The organism is Dysgonomonas sp. UBA7710 (assembly GCF_002482385.1).
Lineage (GTDB): Bacteria > Bacteroidota > Bacteroidia > Bacteroidales > Dysgonomonadaceae > Dysgonomonas.
This window is the reverse complement of the sequence record NZ_DLFW01000020.1, coordinates 54,756-74,802: the sequence shown is the minus strand read 5'-3', so window position 1 is coordinate 74,802 and position 20,047 is coordinate 54,756. Positions and strand designations below refer to the sequence as shown.

Sequence of the window (20,047 nt, the reverse complement as noted above, 5' to 3'; positions counted from 1 at the left end):
TATTAAAATTTGAACATTACAGAACCAAACAGACGGCGTCCCGGGTCATATGTAGTAAATTTTTTAGCATCAGTATAATTGAAAATATTCTGAATACCTCCCGAGACATTAACTTCCATATGATCTTTTTTCCACGGAGTAAGTAGTACTGTCAGCTTCCACAGACTAAAGGCTGATTGAGGATTCGTTGTAATTATCTGGACAGTTTCTCCCGTTTCCGGATCAAGAGAAGTTTCTTCCGCATCATTAATTTTAGGTGAAGACCAATGACCTGCTAGTGAGATGGAAAAATCTTTTTTGAATAGTTGATCTTTATAAGTCGTACTATAACTAAAGGCATGCCGGGTATTTCCTTTTAACTGCAACTTTGTGTTCATGTTTCTGGCATCAGTATAAGCATAGCTTCCATGAAAATATAATTGTCTTAGAGGGTAATAATCTATACTCAATTCTGCACCTCGTATACGGGCCTTGTCAACATTACTATAACGCATTTCAGTACTTTCAATACCGTTTTCATCTTTTACGAGGACGTATGCCGATTGAATTTTGTTGTTGATATTATTTTGATAAATATCTACACTAATATTAAAAAATTGTGCTCTATATTCGGAAGAAATATAGAAATAGTCCGATTTCTCAGGCTTTAGATCCGGATTTCCAATATTATGAGAAACTGAACCCATCATAAAATCTGAGTATAGTTCGGTTGCATCAGGTGCCTTAAATCCCCGACTGTACCCACCTCTGAATCTCCAGTCTCCCGGACTAACCATTATATTTATCTTCGGACTGAATGCATTACCAAAAACAGAATGATGAGTATAACGGAATCCTCCAACAACATTAAATAAAGGTATAATTTGCCAATCGAACTGGCCGAAACCATTTACATCGTTTACTTTACGAGTCTTAACTTCCTCTCCATACTGAATTTCATTATAATCTTTGTTCCAGTTAAATTCCCCTCCGAAAACAGCCTGTAAATTAACCAAAGGGCTATATATATCTATCAGACGAATATTCTGGACATGAGACGTCGCATTTTTTTCAGATTCATTGAGTTTCTCAAATACGGTTTCCCTTGTGTAAAAATCTCCGTAGTAAGACATTCTCAATTGGTTGTAATTTCCAACTTTCTGATCTACTGAAGCTCTAAGAGTTTTATTGTTACTTTTATAATGGGTATTCTTGGTACTCTCTTCTGGATTAGTCACTTCGTTTAAGTATAGAATTCCTGATGCCATAACTTTTGTCAGATTATTACTCCATCCCAATTTCTGCTCTACATTCATATTCTCACCCGGGTTCTTTGTGTATGCTTGTGGAGTTTCAGGTGTTAGATCATATCCATCGTAAGAGTTTCTATAAAACAAAGTCTGGGAAGTTATATTCTTGAATTTAGTACCAACACTAGCATCAAATACCAAATCGTTAAACTTTGAATAACGGGCTTTAGCCCATCCCTCTAATTTTCTCTCAGGAGTTTTAGTTATTATATTTATTGTCATGCCAATTGCGCTAGACCCATATAAGGCTGACGCAGCTCCTTTAATCACTTCAATTTGTTTAACATTCGACATACTCAGACGTTCAAAATCAATCGGTCCTCCGGGAGTATTAGATAGACGCTCTCCATCGACAAGAATAAGGATATATTTATTCTCAAGGCCCTGTATGCGTATATTATCTCCACGAGGGTCACTGTTGAATTGTAATCCTGGGATATTATACTCCAAAGCGTCCATGATATTCTCAAAATCATTTTGGAGTAATTGCGAGGAAGATATCACACGGGTTAAGACAGGAGTATTAGCTAATGTTTTTTCTGTTCGGGTCCCTGTAACCACAACTTCTTGTAAGTTATGTGTATTCTGTGTCAATTTTATTTTTTCATATATAGAAGCTGAAGAAGATCCGATATCCTGTATTTTTTCCTGATATCCTGTAGAACGAACAATTACTTCATAGCTTAATGAATCCGGTAAATTCAGTTCATAATATCCATCTTCATTACAAGATACCCCAATATCTAAGTTTTTGACAAATAAGGTTGCATATGGGATTCCCCTGCCACTAATATTATCGACAACTTGTCCTTTTATAGCAATAGAGCTTAAAGTTCTTGTAGTCTGATCCGGTGTTTGGTTCTGGATGTTTTGAGCACATAGCCCTCCGCTCACAGACAAGCACACCAAGAACAATGCAATAAACGCATACTTTGGTTTCATAGTTATAATAAATATATTGGAAATGATTTTATCATTTCTTAATCATGTCCTAACCCCGGGACTAATGATTTAATATGATTAAGGCAGGTTTTCTGACTCTCCCAACTCACAAGCCTTCCCGATATTCATCAGTGGCTGAGGATTGTAATCTCTTCATATTTGTCTAAATATAAAGATGGGATCACAGCAACGGGTATTGTTCCGGATTTTCACCGGATTCCCTCTCATCAATTTACAGGATGTAAATGATTCACCATAATCGAGCGCAAAGGTATTGTTTTTTTTGTAAAATATACTAATAAAGAAGAATATTGATATCTTTTAGTCTATATAAAAAGGATTTACGACACCTTGTAAATCCTTAATTTTCAAAAAGTGTTTGTAATACTATAAAAGTATTAACCTAAATTATTTATAAAAATCAGCAAAACCTTTTTTTAATTCAGTCCATTTGATTGGATCATGCCCTGTTACTACCAATGCATTTGTTCGGTTGGCAATTGCTCTTAGTTTGGCTACAGACCGGGCGGTATCCTGAGCAGAAGTCAAAAATCCGGGCAAGACTTTGTTTTCCCAATGATCCGTTGTATAAGCTGCGTCAGCTGTTAAAATAATAGAACCACTTTGGGGTAAGTTAACGATAAAGCTACAATGTCCGGGCGAATGGCCAGGGGTTGGAGCCATAATAACGCTACCATCTCCCATAATATCATATATATCATGGTTGTTAATATTGATGATGTCCCAATTAAGATTCGGCCGATCGAAATCATTCCTTATATAACCACCCTTTGCAAACCAATCGGCTGTATAAGCATATTCATATTCTTTACGGTGTACGATATGTGTTGCATTTGCAAATCTTCCGACTGCACCTGTATGATCTAAATGTAAATGTGATTGTAATACATATTTTATGGAGTCAGGATCAATTCCTAAGTTCTTTACTGTATTATAACACCCCTCCTCTTCTGCCATTTCGGGCCAATATACATCACAAATGTCTCCCCAGTACTCTCTGGCTTTTGTAGCGCATTCTACTGCATTTCCTCCATCGATGATGATATTTCCTTTGGGGTGTGTAATAAGGAACCAAGGTACAGGTATTTCATATGGGGTTAAGGATGCATTCATCTTAATATTATTCTCTCTGCATTTCAATACTCCTGTATTGAACATATATAATCTGACGGATTGTTCTTTTTCCATTTTTTTATTTCTGTTTTTTAATCTATAAAATACCAGCCCCGGGAAATGAGCATTAGCCCCGGGGCCGGTAAGGCTCATACATATAGAACATCTCTTACGAATGCCATATTTCTTCATCCGTAGGTACACGCATACGCGTAGAAAGCGGAGCTATACGAGTGATGTTTAAAAGGTGTTTGTATGTGAAATTTTCAGATATGGAATTATTCCCCCAGCTACCACAACCCAACGTATTGGTTACAGGTAAGCCGTTTTGTAATGATCCTCCGGCCGTTGTTGCACTTGGCGCATTAACAATAAGACGGGAAACAGATAACTCGCTTCCTGCTTTAATTATATTTGCTTGGTTGTTTGAATGAATAGCTGCTGTATGTCCACTTCCTTCCATATTTAAATTTGTTTTGGCAATTTGAATAGCCTCTTCAAAAAAATCATAGGGAAAGGCTGCAAGTACAGGACACATTTTTTCTTTGCTGACAATATCCTCTTTTCCGATACCCTTGGCTTCGACGATCATTACCCTTGTGGTTCCCGGAATCGATATTCCAGCTTTTTGAGCAATAACAAATACATCCTGCCCTACGATATCACGATTGATATTTCCGTTTATAAATAATGTATTTACTAATTTCTCCCGATCCGTTTCCGGTACAAAATAAGCACCATGGCGAACAAAGGCTTCGAAAACATCAGACTTCTCCGCTCTTGGATAGATGATACTCTGCTCACCTGAACAGATAATGCCATTGTCAAAACTACGTCCGGTGATTACCTTTTCCGCTGCGTCGTCCAAATCAATATAACGATCCAGAATCACCTGTACATTCCCTGCACCCACACCGAAAGATGGTTTTCCCGAAGAATATGCCGATTTAACCATAGGCATACCTCCTGTTGCAACAATTACGTCACATTCTCTCATCAGTTCCTGTGTTTTGTCTAGTGTTGGTTCTTCTATTATTTGAATCAAATCTTCCGGTACACCATGAGGGCAAACAGCTTTTCTAATAAGGTCTACCGTATGTATACAAGTGTTTTTTGCTTTGGGATGTGGAGAGATAATAATCGCATTTTTAGTTTTCAATGCAAACATTACTTTTGACATGATGGTGACCACCGGATTAGTCATCGGGATGATACCCGCCACTACGCCGATCGGCTTTGCTATCTCAATCAAGTTTGTAACTTCGTCGATGCCGATAATCCCCATTGATTTCTTTCCTTTCAGGTCTTGCCATAAGCCTTTTGACTTATTCAAGACCTTGGCTCTTTTGTCCTGGTAATTTCCCATTTCGGTTTCGGTATGTCCACGATGGGCTAAATCATCAGCATTGTCGAACATTGCTTTTGCAGTAAGTCTTACGACAAGATCTGCTTTTTCCTGATCGAAATATTCGTCATAGATAACCTGTGCTTTCCTGGCAGCAACAACCATTTCTTTAATTTCCATTGTTTTTATTTTTAATATAGTTCTCGAAATATTCCTCTTATGTCCTCCCGAGCAAATGCGACATAATTATTTGCTAGCAATCGTTGTTGTGTTTTTTCAACGTTAGCGGTAAATGTCTCTATATCGGATTCAGTCATTCCATATTCCCGGAGTGTTTTTTTAGGGAGCATTCTTCCCAGAATGTAATCTAACTGTTCGTAAACATTATAGGTCGATACATGTAGGCCGTCAGCGAGTATCTGATTGAGTTCTATAATATCTCCTCCCGGCTTTTTCTGTTGATATACGTGCAGCACTTTGGTAAAAAACTGGTAATTGGCTTCCCCGTGAGGTACGTGATATGTTCCGCCAAGGGGATAGGAGAGAGCATGTATAGCACCCACTCCGGCATTCCCGAAAGCAATGCCTGCGTAATTGCTTGCTATAAGCATATCTCTCAGCCGGGTGAAACGATATTCTTCTCCCTGCATAGCGATATTGCGAAAGATATCAAGACTAATGCGGATTGACTCTTTACTGAATAGCTGGCTGTAAGCAGTTGCTTTGGGAGACAAATATGACTCTACGGCATGTATGAGGGCATCGATAGCACTAGCGGCATAGAACCTGAAAGGAAGTCCTTTTAGTAATTCAGGAATTAAGACAGCTTCGTCTGCCAATAACGCATCGTCCGCTAAGCCTAATTTTGTATGTTTCGATTTCAGCTCAGCGATAGAGATGTTAGTCACTTCACTTCCTGTACCGCAAGTGGTAGGTATAATGATTAATTGTTTATCTTTTACGATTGGTATCTTTCTTTCAAAAGCATCACAGACATCATCCACATCTTTAAGGACAAAGAGTTTGGATATATCGATCACGGTTCCGCCACCTACTGCGATAATCCGGTCATAGTTAATATTTTGAACATCTTTCAAAATACTGTTCATCATTTCGTCCGAGGGTTCACCCAATCCGTATTTTTCCTGCATAATATAATGGCAGGAGAGATTAAGCGGTTTCATAAATGGAGTGAAAAGAAACTCATTGGTTATCACCAAGTCATTTGGTCCGAGATCAAATTCTTTCGCAAATTGCATGAAAGAATTGAACTCGTGGAGCCTTGTTTTTAATTTAAATAGCTGCATACCATATATTTATTAATGTTTTTATAACAGTCTATTTCATTCGGGCATGGACGTAAAAAGCTATATGTTAAAATATAACATATCCTCATCAGGTAATTCTATTACCCGAAAAAGCAAAACAGGATAATAAAAGTATTACCTATGCCAAAACACGTCTATGCAAATCATTCATTTTGCATATGCCTAAATACTGCGGATACCAAGTATCCAAAATTGTGATTAATAAAAAGTGCATTTCTAATGTTCCTCTACCCCGAAACATAAGACAACGACTACCTTGGCAGGTCTTCTGACTTGTTCCGGATTTTGCAGTCTTCCCATTTTTACAAAATAGTGACTATTTGATTGCAAAATCCCATTGACGGAACTTACAGCTGAGGGGACAGTCCCGGACTTGCACCGGATTCCCTTTTCAATTCTTTCCTCCGATAAGAGGTTGAATCACCAAGACGGCACAAAGGTAAGAAAAGTTTGATATAAAAAATCTTTCCAATGACTTTTTATATATTTTCAAACGTGTTAAATAAAGGAGAAAAGAAATTTGTATATAAAGATATTCTAAATAAATATGGACGTCACTTTTTGCTATTGTAGAAACCCAAGACACTCTTTTGATTGTGAATCTAATGACGGGCGTATCAACTCTGGATGGCAGTAAGCCCTGTTTTCCGGTATGATGCATTCCTTCCGTGCAATACTGTCAGGTGCCCGTATAAGCAAAAGACTTTCCATTATACAGCGGCTCCATTTCATGTAATCTCTTTTGAATTTGCTTTTGTTCAGAAAGTAAAAAAGCTCGGGATTTAGAAAAAGGGATGTTTTTTTCTTCAGAAAGCTCTAATATAAATTATAATAGTTGATAACTGATTAATTATATAAATCAACTGAACTCGAGTATTCAATTAACTATTTGAATAAACTTGTTTTTATATATCTTTCTCCAACTCTATCAGTAAATCACTTTTGCTGGTCGTATCTCCATCTTTGAACCGTCCTTCCCATTCTTATTCGAACAGTGGATTTGAGTATTGTTCAAAGATTTCTGGCGGAACTTACAGCAGCGGGTACTGTTCAGGATTTGCACCTGATTCCCTCTTTCATTTTTCCGTGGATCGGAAGCATGATACCAAAATCCAGACAAAGATATTAATCTCTTTCAATAAGAGGTCAAGTTTTCAATAAGTCATTTTAAGTATATTTTGATCTGATAGGAATGGATAATTTCATCAGACGAACATATTGGTATTATTCACTGGAAAAAGGAATAAAAATAAAACTAACCATGAGCATTTTATCTTCATGGTTAGTTTAGTTACGTTCAATTGATCTCTTTTCTTAATATTCTTGCTGCCTCTACCATGTTTGTGAGGGCAGTCTTCGTTTCATTCCAACCTCTTGTCTTTAATCCGCAATCGGGATTTACCCACAGTTGCTCTGAAAGGATTACTTTTGCTGCTTTCCTTATCAGGTTAACCATTTCCTCAACAGATGGTATACGAGGGGAATGAATGTCATATACTCCGGGACCGATATCATTTGGATATTTGAATTCAGCAAAAGCATCCAGCAATTCCATTTGCGATCGGGAGCATTCGATGGTAATTACATCAGCATCCATCAGTGCAATATATTCAATGATGTCATTAAACTCTGAATAACACATGTGTGTATGTATCTGTGTCTCGTCATTAACAACACTCGCCGATAAGCAGAAACAATTAACGGCCCAGTCAAGATAAATTTTCCAGTCTTTTTTTCGTAAAGGTAGTCCTTCCCTGATAGCGGGTTCGTCTATCTGAATTACACTGATTCCTGCCTGTTGCAGATTGTCAACTTCTTTTCTTATGGCCAATGCAATTTGCTTGCAAGTTTCGGAACGAGGCTGATCGTTTCTCACAAAAGACCACTGTAGAATAGTTACAGGACCAGTTAACATCCCTTTCACAGGTTTGTCCGTAAGGGCATTAGCATAGGTAGTCCAATATATAGTCATAGGATCGGGGCGTGAGACATCACCATAAATGATGGGAGGTTTTACGCAGCGTGAACCATAGCTTTGTACCCAACCATTTTGAGAGAATGTAAACCCGGCCAATTGTTCTCCGAAATATTCAACCATGTCGTTACGTTCAAATTCGCCATGTACCAACACGTCCAATCCAATACTTTCTTGCCACTGAATAGCTTTTTGAGTTTCAGCCCGAAGCAGATCATTGTATTCTTTTTCAGACAAGTTTCCTTTCTTAAACTGTGCTCTCCACGAACGAACTTCTTTTGTTTGGGGAAAAGAGCCGATTGTTGTTGTCGGGAATAATGGTAAGTTCAATATGTCTTGTTGTTTTTTACGACGGATAGCAAATGGATTTTTGCGTCTGCTATCATCTGCAGATATATTCTCTAATTGTTTTTTAACATCCGCATTATGTATCAAACTCGAACTTTGCTTCTTCCGAATAGATTTTTTATTAGCTTCTAATTTTTCTAAAGTCTGATTTGATGGCCTTTCTTGTAATAACTCTTTCAAGGTTGCCAGTTCTTTTACTTTCTGCTCGGCAAATGCCATCCATTGTTTAATTTCAGGGGTCAATATATTTTCCTTTGTCTCTAACTCCAAATCGCATGGCACATGCAGGAAAGAAGATGACGCTGCAATAAAAATACGATCTCGTTCTAATTGGTCTGATGCCCTTTGTATCATTTTCAGAGATGCTTCAAAGTCATTTTTCCAAATATTACGCCCATCAACAATACCTAAAGAAAGTTTTTTATCAGAAGAAAATAAATTTAGAATGGTATCCAATTGCTGCGGACAACGAACCAAATCAACATGAAGTGTATCAAAAGGTAAGCTCAAAGCTAATTCTGTATTATCCTTTAACCCCTCAAAGTATGTAGTGAGTATTATTTTCAATTTTGGACAAGAATCTTTTATTTGCTGATAGACAATTGGATATAGCTGTTTAGCTTTTTCTTCTATATCCATAGATAAGAATGGTTCATCTATTTGAATATATTCTACTCCGGCGTCTTCCAACTCTTTCAACATCCGGGTGTAAACAGGGACAAGGCGTTCTGTTATATCTAATTTGTCAAATCCAGACTCTTTTTCTTTGCCTAATAAGAGAAAAGAAACTGGGCCGATAATTACAGGTTTTGTTTCAATACCCAAAGCTTTGGCTTCTTTATATTCTTCTAGAGCTTTATTATGGAATAGCGAGAATTGTTGTTCTTTTGTAAATTCGGGAACAATGTAATGATAATTTGTGTCGAACCATTTTGTCATTTCCATTGCAATGATATCATGGGCGTTTTTTTGATACCCACGAGCCATTGCAAAATAAAGATCTGTCTTTTTACTTAATAGAGGTATGTATCGTTGTGGTATGGCTCCTAATGAAAGAGTAAGATCTAAAACATGGTCATAGAATGAAAAATCATTCGAGGGAATGAAGTCTGTTTTATACTCTCTTTGCAAATACCAGTTTAAGACTCTGATCGATGCCCCTTCTTCGAGCAATTGTTCTTCACTGATTTTTCCTGCCCAATAATTTTCGCAGGCCTTTTTTAATTCACGATGGCTACCAATACGCGGATAACCAAGAATGTTCGTTTTCATTTTTTGTAAATTTAAATTATGAAAAATTAAAGGCTCTATCTTTACTCTTTAATCTAAAGGCAGGTCTCCTGACTTCCACAATTCTGCTTTCCTTCCCATTCCCTATATTGGAACAGTGGATAAACTAAACAGAATCTTTATAAGTGGTTACAGTTGCGCGACAGCTCATGATTTGCACAAGATTTCCTATTCTCCTATTTTACGAGGCACCTCTTGATTGCTGAAATAAAACAAAAGAGCTTCATATTGAAATATTTATCTAAACAAAGGTATAAATATTAGTTATATTTTCTTATCAGCATATAATATTTAGATATATATTCTAACTTTGAGAACAAAAGGGCAGTTTGATGGATTTTTATTCTTCAAACAGACATATTTAAAGAATTTCTATCTATGGAAAAATTAGATGCTACAGATATTAAGATATTGAAGATCTTGCAAGACAATGCAAAGCTAACAACAAAAGAGATTGCCGAAATGGTAAATTTATCACCAACTCCTGTTTTTGAACGTCAAAGACGGTTAGAGCGAGACGGTTATATCAAACGCTATACCGCAGAATTAGACCCCGAGAAATTAGGATGTAATCTAATTGTCTTTTGTAGTATAAAATTGAAACAACATACCCGGAAAAATGGGGCTTCATTTATGAAGGCAATAGATAAGATTGAAACAATAACCAACTGTTACAATATTTCCGGAGATTATGATTTTATGATGAAAATTTATGTTCAGAACATGAAACATTATCAGGATTTTGTTTTAAATACTTTGGGTGAGATTGATTGTATAGGAAGTTTGCATAGCATTTTCGTAATCGGAGAAGTAAAATATTCAAGAGCTATTCCAATTTATCTGTAAGAATCTTACCTATCCACCCGATTTCGTCTAATCCTTGTTTATAAAAACTTGCTTTCATATCTTTAAGGCATTCTAAACACACACATTCTGGATACAACTGATCTATATAATATGGCAATACCGCTCGGTTACTCAAAGGAAGATAGCCTCAACTAACAGATTAATTTATGGTACAATTGACAAAAGAATACCTCAAAGCGATGAATACAAGGTATATCCTTCAAAAAAGGAGATTATTTTTTCAAAGGCTCTGACATCGACAGAAACTTCAGTTATTCCAGACTGAATAAACAAGTTGAAATATATAAGAGCAGTAACAATTTCACTTTGACAATTTGTGCTGTTTATCTTAAATAATGAACTTTTTTGTGTTTTAATTTATATTTTATTATCTTTTTTGTGTTTTATTATAGAAAATAATATAAATTTACAATCTGAAAAAATTGATTATTGTAATTCTTCTTATAAAAGTAGTGTTTGGCAATGAATCTAAAGGTGCAGAAATTATCAAAATATACAACATTAAATCACATTTTTCTTCTTGAAAATTTGGGAGTTAGTGCTATTTTGCTAGAGAGAGAGAGAGAGAGAGAGAGAGAGAGAGAGAGAGAGAGAGAGAGAGAGAGACACACACAATTTATTAAGAAATAAAAAATATATAACTTTTTTTAAAGTACAATCCTTGTACAGTCTTTTCCGGACTGTACAGGGATTTTTTGTTCTTCGGCTGGGATATTTAGATTCCGGCCTTGCATGGCTTACTGCATATGGGACGATACTAGCCTATCTCTCTATAAAAATAAAAAGCGAACCTCACGGGTATGCTGGTATTAATATTAATAAAATTGTGGATCAAGTATGAAGAAAAGAGTAGTGTTAATTTTATCCTGCTTATTACTAAGCGTCGGATTTACAGTAGCACAGACAACGAGGATTTCCGGTACTGTTGTAGATAGTAACGGCGAGCCAGTGATAAGTGCTTCAGTTGTAGTAAAAGGAACTACCGTAGGTACAGTAACCGATTTAGACGGAAAGTTTTCTATTAATGTGCCTGTTGGAAGCAATACACTGGTATTTTCATTGGTGGGAATGCAAACAGTCGAAGCCAAACCTGCTCAGGGTATGAGGGTGATAATGGAAAATGACGATAAAGTTTTGGACGAAGTAGTCGTTGTCGGATATGGTACCCAAAAGAAAAAAGATGTAACAAGTGCTATTGCAAGAGTCAGTGGAGACGACATTAGTAATCTGGCTACTCCGTCTTTTGAATCTCAGCTAGCCGGTCGCGCAGCCGGAGTACAGGTTACGACTCCGAACGGAATGTTAGGTCAGGCTCCTACATTCAATATTCGCGGGTTTAGTACGATTTCGTCGGGAACCCAACCCCTGATCGTAATTGATGGTATACCTGTTACATCAGGGCAGAAACAGGAATTATATGGCAGGTATAACCCGCTTGCGGAAATCAATCCGAATGACATTGAATCGTATGAAGTATTAAAAGATGGTGCGGCAACTGCAATTTACGGTTCAAGGGCGGCTAATGGCGTTGTGCTAATCACCACAAAATCAGGAGGAAAATCTAAGACCAAAGTAACTTATGATGTTCAGACCAGCTGGGCTTCTCCAACAAAGCTTCATGACCTCCTGAACGCTACGGAATTTGTAGAAATAGCGAATGAAAAATATTCGAACTGGGACTCGGAAGGCCCTGCGGTATTAGATCCTAACGGGGTTAATACAAACTGGAACGATTATATATTTCAAACAGGTTTTCAACAAACTCATACACTTGCCGCCAGTGGAGGTACTGAAAAAAGCCAGTATTACGCCTCATTGGGTTATACCAATCAGAATGGTATTATAAGAAATAATGAACAGGAACGCTATTCCGTTAATGCCAAATTGACACAAACTGCAAATAGTTGGTTGAAACTGGGTATTAATGTATCTGCTTCGAAATCTACTCTGGAGGGAGTGATGAATGAAGAAAATTCTTTGGGAAGCGTTGGCTTTGCAAGCGTGCGTATGTTACCGAATGTTTCTGTATTCAATCCGGATGATATTACAGGATATAATATCGATGCGGCCAACAGGAAGGCTTTGGGACGCGGTGCTAACAAAGTATACATAGATAATGGAATCCAGAACATTGTATGGGCTATGGACAATAACGTGAACCGCTCACAGAGCCTTCATATTACCGGGGGAGGATTTGCAGAAGTCACTCTTGCGAAAGGTCTTTCATTCCGCACACAGGCTGGTATCGATTATACTACCCTTAATGATTTCACAAAATGGAATAGTGAATCGGGTGACGGATATGGATATGGGGGTCTGATGATGGATAACAGAGCTACTTTTTACAATTGGAACTGGCAAAATATATTGACTTACAATCAGACTTTCAACGCGCTTCACAATCTGAACCTTACTGCCGTTCAGGAGTATACTCATACCGATTACGAATACCTGTATGCAGATGTAACTCAATTGTCGGATAAATTTTTCTCCGATCACATCATTACCGGAACATTCGGTGATAAAAGCGTTTCGGGAAGCAAAACATATAATGGTCTGGCTTCCTATCTATTCAGGGCCAATTACAATTACGACAGCAAGTATTATATTGGTGGTTCTGTCCGTAGGGACGGCCTGTCCAAATTACCGAAAGACACCCGATGGGGGACATTCTACGGCGGCTCTCTCGCCTGGCGTGCTTCAAGGGAGAATTTCTGGGTTAACTCGTCATTAAATGAGTTGTTCGATGATTTACGCCTGAGAGCCAGCTTTGCGACTATCGGGAACTCTGATCTTGGCTCCAATAATTTCCCTTATTTAGGAACATATTCTGCAAAACGCTATGGTGCGCAAACCGGTATTGCCTGGAGCAATATGGGTAATAACAGGTTGAAATGGGAATCTACAACAACTTATGATATAGGATTGGATGGAAGCCTTCTTGATAATCGTCTGTCTTTTGAACTGGCTTATTTTAATAAGAATACGAAAGACCTGGTGCTGGAAGTTCCGACTGCTCCGACTTTAGGAATTCCGGGTAACAGTTATTATGACAACAGAGGTAAAATCAAAAACACGGGATTTGAGATTACTATCGGAGGCACACCTGTTATAGGAACCTTTACATGGAAAACAGATATTAACTTCACAACTGTATCCAATAAAGTAGTTGAGTTGGTCAACCATGAGCCGATAATTAACAGATATACCATAAATGAGGAAGGGAAATCATTCGAATCTATTTATGGCTATGAATTTTATGGTGTAAATAAAGTCAATGGAAATCCTATTTGGGTAAAAGGAGACGGATCGCTGGTTCAATTCGATACCTTCGGAGATTATGATTATAAAGTTTATGATCCGGCAAACCCCGGTGATGTTTCACAAGCATCTTCATTATCACCGACCAAAGACCGGAAAATATTAGGGTCGTCATTACCGACATGGTACGGTGGTTTTAATAATACCTTTACTTATAAAGATTTTGACCTGAATGTTTTCTTCCGTTTTTCAGGAGGAAATAAATTAATGAATGCTTCTGCTCAGGAGTCATTATTAAATATGGACTTTTCGAATAATGGTAAAATCGTTCTCGGAAGATGGCAAAGTCCGGACAAACCGGGTGATGGACAAATTCCGAAAATCGGTTACGGGGATAGCCAGGTATTATTTAATACAGGTTCTGCCGATTCAAGATTCGTTGAAGACGCCAGCTTCCTGAAACTGACAAACCTATCTCTGGGATACACTCTACCTAAAAATCTGGTTTCGAAACTGGATATGACAAAAATACGCTTATATGTGCAAGCTCAGAATCTGTTTACCATTACAAAATACTCAGGACTCGACCCGGAAACATCGACACGCAGAGGAACAGACTGGGATGGTATGCCGCAACAACGTGTTTTCAGTCTGGGCGCAAATGTTACATTCTAATTCAAGTTTAAAAACAGATACCGATTATGTTACAAAATAAGATATTAAAAATAACAATAAGCCTGTTTACTATTGTAGCGGCTTTGATCTTCACTTCATGTGAAAAGGATGTGATCGACCTTTCTCCGGTCGATAAACTGACTGATATCACGGCTTATGAAACGCCTGAACGTTGCGAATTATCTGTGATCGGCGCTTATGATGCTATACAATGCGGATTGTATAATGGTTCTTATTCGAGAGGATATCCTTTTGGAGCCGCAAGTATTATACAGGGTGAAATGCGGGGAGAAGATATGAATCTCACAGCAGTTTTTTATGACATTACTTATTCATCGACTTATACACCTTCCACTGCGAATAATCAATATTTCTGGGAAGCCTCATTCGAAGCTATCAACCGCATTAATACAGTAATAAGAGGGATTGAAGGTGCTATCGAGAATAATATTATAAGTGAAGAAAAAGGGAAATCGTACAAAGGTGAATTATTATTTCTTCGTGCTTTGACTTATCATGCACTGTTGATACATTTCGCTTATCCGGTAAATGTAGATGCTAATAATAATTATGGTTTGCCTCTTTATCTGACAGCTATTAATACTCCGGCGGAAATTGAAGAAGCTTTAAAAATAGGCCGTTCGTCGGTTACTGACACTTATGCACAAATACTCAAAGACCTTAATGATGCGGAGAGTTCTTTCTCTGGGAATGACAAAAATAGCGTAAACGGTATTACCCGCGCATCAAAAGGTTCCGTAATTGCTCTTAAGACACGTGTCTATCTTCATAAACGCGATTGGGATAATGTGATAAATGAAGCGAAAAAACTTGTACCGGGTACAACCGCTCCTTTCGAGAGTGCAATAGGAGGTTACAAACTCGAAGCTTCTCCAGCTACCCCATTCCTATCTTTTGCCAGCAATACTGAATCTATTTTCTCTGTTGAAAACAGTGCGGACGATGAGGCCAGTGTGAACGGAGCCATGGCTGCTATGATGTCGGCCCGTCCAAGCGGTCGCGCTATAGTAACATCGTCACCTACCTTGTATAATACATCATTCTGGCTTGCTGATGACAAGCGTCGTGATCTGCTATATTACAGTTCAGCTTACGATTATTATTATTGCGATAAATATCAGAATGTTCAGACGAGAGATGAATATGCCCCTATTATGCGTTATGCAGAGGTACTTTTAAATTATTCGGAAGCCGTTCTTAGAAAAGGAGGGAACGATGCTTTGGCTCTCGAATTATTAAATGCCGTAAGAAACCGTTCGTTGGCAACCCCGGCAACTCAGGCATATACGGCAAGTAACTTTGCTACTAAGAAGGCTTTTCTTGATGCTATTTTATGGGAAAGACGCATAGAGTTCCATGGTGAAGGCCGTCGCTGGGAAGATATACAACGTTTGGCAAATGACGATCTTTCTCCATCCGGAGGTATTCCTGCAAAAATAGATTATGCACGGGCTAAAGGCAAGGCAAATTTTGTTGTTGGAGGTGAAGTTAAATCTGCATGGTTTTCGCCAAGCAGACCGCTTATTCCATATTCAGATAAGCGATTCTTATGGCCTATTCCTGTAAATGATTTGGTACGTAACCCAACTTTGGCCGCCCAACAAAATGCAGGATGGAGTAATTAATAGCAATTTATGAAATAGGGGACAGGATACACTCCTTATAATGTTGCATCCAATTCATACAAACACACTCTTAATGCAGTGATGCATCGACATTGAAAGAGTCCGGGCCCGGGCTCTTTCGTTTTTATAAAATTACGCTTGGTCGTATGGTAAAACTTTAGAAGGAATAATGAAGGAATTACACATATGGGGAACTAATCACAGAAAGGAATTATTCAGTAAGTAATTTTTTTTTGCGATAATTATAAATAAGATTTCTCTAGGATTAGTTTGCAAACGGTTAAATATCAGTCGTCTTAAAATTCATTTGTCTTTCCATTCCGATCTTCACGAGCGAGAAAATTTTTGAGAAAATACAAGGCTTTAGATATATCAATGAAAGTGACGGGTTTACCTCTTTCATAGACGAACTGATCAGACAGTTTAAGGCTAACAGCAAATTCTCCCATATTGTCAATCCCTAAACCTTTCAACTTAGGGATAAAATATATTTCTGTTCTTGTAGATTGGTTTATTTCAGAGAATAATAATCGGTATTGCCAAACTTGTAGCTTTAGAAGCTCTATCCCAGAGTCAAGCAGCAAAATTCCTTTTTGTAAATACAGTTTTTTTAACGCATTTTTTCCCTGCTCGTATAAAACCTGTGTTCGTAATAATTGATACTCTATATAAGTAAAATTTAATAACCGATAGACGGTTGGATTATCTATTTCGGTTTGATTTAAGGTTTGTGCTTATTCTATAAAGTCTTCATAAGCATGTAGCATTTCATAGTTTGTAATTCCTCAATGATATAATTAATAACCGTTCCGTCCAAATCATATTCATATGTTGAAAATGGATTCACCTCTTTTTATAGATAATATTATTTTTTCTTACCAATAAGCGAAGACGGACTAAATGATATCCCAATATTAACGTAGAATGCCGGATCAGCACTCATTTTCAATACAGGATCACTATATGAATCCTGCTTTCTGAACAATCTGCCTGACGGAGTGAATCTCACACCTGTTTTACCAGTAACCAGAAAGGAGTTTGCAATAAGATGTTCATAAACAAATCCGGAATTGATATCCAATTGCCTGTACTGATACTTTTGATCCGTACCGTCTATATTATAGAGATAAAAGGTTGTTCCATCCATTTCTGCGCCTAATGAAAATCTGCCATTATCGAAGACATGTTTTCTCAGATACAGATTTTTTGGAAGGAGAATATCCACTATGAGTCCGTTTCTGAGTTTATGTTCATATGAGAAAGTCGGGATGAAAGGTACCTCAGACAGTGGATCGATGGGAATTGCAAACCCAATACTCATTTTTGTCCGTTCATTCGCTTTGAGCACCATTGTACCTGATAGCAATCCTCTTATACGCTCAAAATGCTTCTCACTACCATCAACAATTATACTGGAGGTAAAAACTGTCCTTTTTTTGAACAAGGTTGATATGTAAGTAATATTAGCTGCCGCATGGAAATAATGAAAATCATTATCGACATTCTTTGTTGTTTGCGAAAAAGACTCTGTCATATCAGCTTTTGCCGAGATATAATTATATCCGAGAGTAGTCCCGAAAAGCCAATTCTTTTTCTTTATAATATTGATATTGGTGTTGATTTTTGCTTGTGATAGTCCTTTGACTTTGCTTTCAGGGTATGAATTGTTTCCGTCCTTCAGGGTGAAGTTATATGGCATCAATTGAGTAAACTCGATGTTTAAAGGGCGAGCTATCGTGAATTTTGCGGCAGCAATAGCCGCAGCTCTCTGAGAAGGGTGCAAGCCTTCTTTTACTATTGGAGGTATACTGTCATTGTTCTGAGAGAAAGATTGAATAGAGAGAATTAGAATGCTAAGGACTAAGACCATTCTTTTAAACACTTCCATAAATATGTTATTAAATAAGATGAGTATATTGCCCGCTAAATATTATCACGTGGCAAAGAAAGAGATAATGCTAAAACCTTTTTTTTATTTTATACCAAACCTGCTTCATTTTATACTAAAGCCTTTTTAGTCTGCTTTCTAATTCGGATTTTGTATATCTATCAGGTTGTTTCGTATAATATTTAGATAACAGGGATATTATTCTTTTATCTTTGTTTAAATTTTATTTTTATAGAATATATGGGGCATGCACCGATTGTAATAAAGAATACAAAGATTCTCCAATTAATGGTTAATCCCCGATATAGGTTACTACGGCATGTAGTACTCTTATTGGGAGTTTTCATCCTTATATTCTGTTCCGGTCAGTTTTCAGAGCATTCAGGTATTTACAGATATATTCGATTATTCTTTGTCTATATTGTTATGATAATAACATTTTATGTCAATATGAATATTTTGGTACCCCGATTCTTCTTTAAAAATCGGTATATCATTTACATATTATTGTTGTTCCTGATCGTACAAATTGATCTCCTTATCATGAGATTTTTCTTTGATAATTTTTTCAATCCGATACAACCTCTAAACTCTAACCAAAATTCAGGGAACGAACATGCCTATCAAGGTATAATCACAATCGGAGCTGTTATATTAGTGACCACGATGATAAAACTCTTTCAAAGATGGGTGCATGATAATGAAAAAATAACTGAGCTGAATAATATTACATTAACAATGGAACTGAGTGAATTGCAAAATCAAATCAATCCTCATTTTCTATTTAATATGCTCAATGGTATCAAAGCTTTGGTGCGTACCGATCAGGAGAAAGCAATTATTGTTATTATGAAATTGTCGGAGTTCCTTCGATACCAATTATATGAAAATAATGAAGAAAAAATATTGCTTAAGTCTGAGATTGTTTTTCTCACTAACTTTCTCGACTTGGAGAAACTCAGGAGAGATAACCTATCAGTAGATATAAGTCCGAGTAAAGATGATCCCCTTATTTTCAGAAGCATATTTATTCCCCCGAACCTTTTTACCACATTTGTAGAGAATGCTGTAAAGCACAGTATAAATATTACTGGAACTGAATCTTACATTAGGATTAATATTGTAGTTGAAAAGGATAAACTGTATTTTACCTGTATTAATTCGATAGATCCTGAATATATTCCATCGAAAGGAAAAAGTAATGGATTGGGGCTGGCAAATATAAAAAGACGTCTGGAACTTTTATATGGAGAAAACCATTCTCTTGAGATTGATGTCTCAGAGAAAGAGTATAACGTTAAATTGATAATTCCGCTATGAATTGTATTATTGTAGACGACGAACCTCTAGCAAGAGAAGAACTGCAAGCGCAGATAAGAGAAATATCCAAAGTTGAAATACTAGGAAAGTTCTCTAATGCCCCAAGTGCATTGATATTCTTAGAAGAAAATGATGTAGACCTTATTTTCCTCGATATAGAAATGCCAATGGTCAATGGGTTAGAATTTGCGGCTCAGCTGCCGAAGAAAGCTCTGATCATTTTTACAACGGCATATTCACAATATGCATTGGATAGTTATGAACTGGATGCAATCGATTACCTTCTCAAACCAATTGCCAAAGAACGACTCGAAAAGGCAATAAACAAGGCTGAAACATATAAGAACCTTCTGTCGGATGATACTGAAAAAAGTATTATAGAAGGAGGAACGGATGATTTTTTAATTGTCAAATCAGAACGCAGGTTTCATAGAATCAATTTTTCTGATATCAGGTATATTGAAGGCCTGAAAGATTATGTTGTCATATATACAACCAGTCAAAAACTTATTACGGCAATGAATTTGAAGAATATTCATCAGAAGATGCCACAGAATATCTTTTTACGTGTAAGTAAATCATATATAGTAAATACAAACTACGTGGAATCATTTGACCATCACAGTATATTTATTGGTGGTTACGAAATCTCGTTGGGTGAGGTTTATAAGAAAGAATTCTTTTCAATATATTCTGGGGGAACCCTTAATCTTGAATAAATAGATATAGTGCTGATATT

Annotated in this window: 11 protein-coding genes and 4 riboswitches; of the genes, 5 read left to right on the top strand and 6 right to left on the bottom strand. The window is 37.0% G+C overall.

Translation table 11 applies throughout. The features are described 5' to 3' along the window. Positions 1-2: 2 nt before the first annotated feature. The 5 genes from B3317_RS06330 to metE all read right to left on the bottom strand — a co-directional run bounded on the left by B3317_RS06330 (position 3) and on the right by metE (position 9,633). A complete protein-coding gene (locus B3317_RS06330) occupies positions 3-2,231 on the bottom strand; it encodes a TonB-dependent receptor (protein ID WP_291109735.1) in 2,229 nt (742 codons plus the stop codon). A gap of 65 nt (positions 2,232-2,296) precedes the next feature. Continuing rightward, a riboswitch (cobalamin riboswitch) is annotated at positions 2,297-2,504 on the bottom strand. A 135-nt stretch (positions 2,505-2,639) separates the two neighbouring features. Next, positions 2,640-3,440 carry an AttM family quorum-quenching N-acyl homoserine lactonase gene (gene attM, locus B3317_RS06325; RefSeq protein WP_291109733.1) on the bottom strand — a complete coding sequence of 267 codons (801 nt, stop codon included), beginning with the start codon at positions 3,438-3,440 and terminating at the stop codon, positions 2,640-2,642. A gap of 94 nt (positions 3,441-3,534) precedes the next feature. Further along, positions 3,535-4,890, bottom strand: a complete 1,356-nt coding sequence (locus B3317_RS06320) for an aldehyde dehydrogenase family protein (RefSeq protein WP_291109731.1) — start codon at positions 4,888-4,890, stop codon at positions 3,535-3,537. A gap of 11 nt (positions 4,891-4,901) precedes the next feature. After that, positions 4,902-6,017 (bottom strand): 4-hydroxybutyrate dehydrogenase, encoded by a 1,116-nt coding sequence (locus B3317_RS06315; RefSeq protein ID WP_291109729.1) that lies wholly within the window; start codon positions 6,015-6,017, stop codon positions 4,902-4,904. A gap of 262 nt (positions 6,018-6,279) precedes the next feature. Further along, a riboswitch (cobalamin riboswitch) is annotated at positions 6,280-6,481 on the bottom strand. Between the two features lie 477 nt (positions 6,482-6,958). Then, a riboswitch (cobalamin riboswitch) is annotated at positions 6,959-7,158 on the bottom strand. Positions 7,159-7,335: 177 nt separating this feature from the next. Beyond that, entirely contained in the window at positions 7,336-9,633 is a 2,298-nt protein-coding gene (gene metE, locus B3317_RS06310; RefSeq protein WP_291109727.1) for a 5-methyltetrahydropteroyltriglutamate--homocysteine S-methyltransferase, read from the bottom strand. A gap of 41 nt (positions 9,634-9,674) precedes the next feature. Beyond that, positions 9,675-9,862, bottom strand: a riboswitch (cobalamin riboswitch). A 167-nt stretch (positions 9,863-10,029) separates the two neighbouring features. Here metE and B3317_RS06305 point away from each other — a divergent pair. From B3317_RS06305 to B3317_RS06295, 3 genes are all read left to right on the top strand, one after another. After that, entirely contained in the window at positions 10,030-10,497 is a 468-nt protein-coding gene (locus B3317_RS06305; RefSeq protein WP_291109726.1) for an Lrp/AsnC family transcriptional regulator, read from the top strand. Positions 10,498-11,355: 858 nt separating this feature from the next. After that, positions 11,356-14,454 (top strand): SusC/RagA family TonB-linked outer membrane protein, encoded by a 3,099-nt coding sequence (locus tag B3317_RS06300; RefSeq protein ID WP_291109724.1) that lies wholly within the window; start codon positions 11,356-11,358, stop codon positions 14,452-14,454. Between the two features lie 26 nt (positions 14,455-14,480). Next, positions 14,481-16,100 (top strand): RagB/SusD family nutrient uptake outer membrane protein, encoded by a 1,620-nt coding sequence (locus tag B3317_RS06295; protein ID WP_291109722.1) that lies wholly within the window; start codon positions 14,481-14,483, stop codon positions 16,098-16,100. Positions 16,101-16,965: 865 nt separating this feature from the next. Here the strand turns inward: B3317_RS06295 and B3317_RS06290 are convergent. After that, the gene (locus B3317_RS06290; RefSeq protein ID WP_291109720.1) at positions 16,966-17,988 is read right to left on the bottom strand and encodes a hypothetical protein; all 1,023 of its coding nucleotides are present in this window, start codon (positions 17,986-17,988) and stop codon (positions 16,966-16,968) included. A 543-nt stretch (positions 17,989-18,531) separates the two neighbouring features. On the opposite strand from B3317_RS06290, the gene B3317_RS06285 reads away from it, so the two are divergent. Further along, positions 18,532-19,308, top strand: a complete 777-nt coding sequence (locus B3317_RS06285; protein ID WP_291109718.1) for a sensor histidine kinase — start codon at positions 18,532-18,534, stop codon at positions 19,306-19,308. Then, a complete protein-coding gene (locus tag B3317_RS06280; RefSeq protein ID WP_291109716.1) occupies positions 19,305-20,027 on the top strand; it encodes a LytR/AlgR family response regulator transcription factor in 723 nt (240 codons plus the stop codon). Before B3317_RS06285 ends, B3317_RS06280 begins: the two co-directional genes overlap by 4 nt. Positions 20,028-20,047: the final 20 nt, after the last annotated feature.